We start from the raw sequence: 1,518 nt of genomic DNA on the forward strand, positions 1-1,518 counted from the left end.
AGGCCAGGCCGAGCACGCCCCATGCGATCAGGCGTTGGGTGCGACCGGCGCTGTCCAGGGCAAACCACAACGCCACCAGGCTCAGGTTGACCCAGAAAGTGAATTGCGGATCGAGGTTGGCGTAGCCGGAGGTACCGGCGATGACGGTGAGGCTCATGTACAGCAGCGCGCAGGCAAAACTCTTGCGCGGCTGGTTCCACAACCGACGAGCAATGAGGTAGCAAAGCAGCACGCTGAGCCCGGTGCTCAGGGCCGAAGCGAAGCGCACGCCGAACAGGTTCTGCCCGAACAGCGCCTGGCTGGCGGCGATCATCCAGTAGCCGGCCACCGGTTTTTCGAAGTAGCGCAGGCTCATGAAATGCGGCGACACCCAATTGCCGCTCAGGAGCATGTCCTGGCTGATCTGGGCGTAGCGGGTTTCGTCGGGGATCCACAAGCCATGGCTGCCGAGGGGCAGCAGGTATGCCAGCAGGAAAATCCCCATCAGCAGCGGCAGTGCCCAGCGTTTGCTCATGCTCCTTGAACTCCCAGCCAGCCTTCACGGCCTTCGAGCGTGCCGCGCAATACGCGACCAGTCGGAAGAGTCTCAGGTGCCTCGGGCAGCAGGTCGCCCAACGGTTGAAAGCGGATACCTCGCTGACGCGCCTCGGCCAGCAGTTGACGAAAATCGTTAGCCATCAGAATCCCTTCTACTTCGGCATGGATCGTGTAAACGTTGAGTTTTTCCGGACTGAAACGGTCAAGAATGAACGCATTGAAGTCCTGGGCCGCCACGGTCGGACCAACCACTTCATCGAAGGTCGGCAGGTCCACCGGAATCTGCGGTGCCCCCAATCCGCCACCCGACAGTATCGGCTGAAACAGGTTCTGGCCGCGGCAGTCGCTGTTGTAGCGAAAGTTGAACGCCTGCTTGGCTTCGATCACACGTTCGTCCGCGCGCCAGCCGGCAGACGCCGAGCACTCGACGGCGTGCCCGAGGATGTCGCTGAGCGTGTCCACGCCCTGGCGAATCTGCTGCACCAATTGCGCCTCGCTCCAGCGCCCGGCATTGGCCTGCCAGCCGTGGTGGTCCCAAGCGTGCAGGCCGATTTCATGGCCTGCATCCCGGGCCTGGCGCATCAAATGCCCCAAGTCACGGCCGATCGGCTTGCCCGGCCAGGCGGTGCCGGCCAGCAGGATGTCCCAGCCATACAGGCCGGCCGCGTTGGATCGGAGCATTTTCCAGAGGAATTGCGGACGGATCAGGCGCCACAAGTGGCGCCCCATGTTGTCCGGTCCGACGCTGAAGAAAAACGTCGCCTTGACCTGCGCTTCTTCCAGGATTTCCAGCAGTCGGGGCACCCCGTCACGGGTGCCTCGGTAGGTGTCGACATCGATTCGAAGACCTGCCTGCATCAACATGCTTCTTCTTTAGAGTGCTCCGCTTGTTCAAGCATCGCCTCGCGTAGGAAGAAATCCAGCGTGTTGCCAATGGTCTCGCTCATTTCCACGGTCGGCGTCCAGTCCAGCAGGCGCTTG

At 62.1% G+C, this 1,518-nt stretch carries 3 protein-coding genes; all 3 read right to left on the reverse strand.

What is annotated here, in order from left to right; translation table 11 throughout:
- Positions 1-514 (reverse strand): phospholipid carrier-dependent glycosyltransferase (locus EJA72_RS13230; protein WP_157711884.1); only part of this gene is annotated, 514 nt, incomplete at its 3' end.
- Positions 511-1,395, reverse strand: coding sequence for a 4-deoxy-4-formamido-L-arabinose-phosphoundecaprenol deformylase (gene arnD / locus EJA72_RS13235; protein ID WP_157711885.1), 885 nt, complete (start codon positions 1,393-1,395; stop codon positions 511-513). The genes arnD and EJA72_RS13230, both read right to left, overlap by 4 nt.
- On the reverse strand, positions 1,395-1,518 hold a 124-nt coding region (locus EJA72_RS29700), incomplete at its 5' end, for a hypothetical protein (RefSeq protein WP_372240703.1). The genes arnD and EJA72_RS29700, both read right to left, overlap by 1 nt.

This window comes from Pseudomonas sp. PB120 (genome assembly GCF_009761815.1).
Taxonomy (GTDB): Bacteria; Pseudomonadota; Gammaproteobacteria; order Pseudomonadales; family Pseudomonadaceae; genus Aquipseudomonas.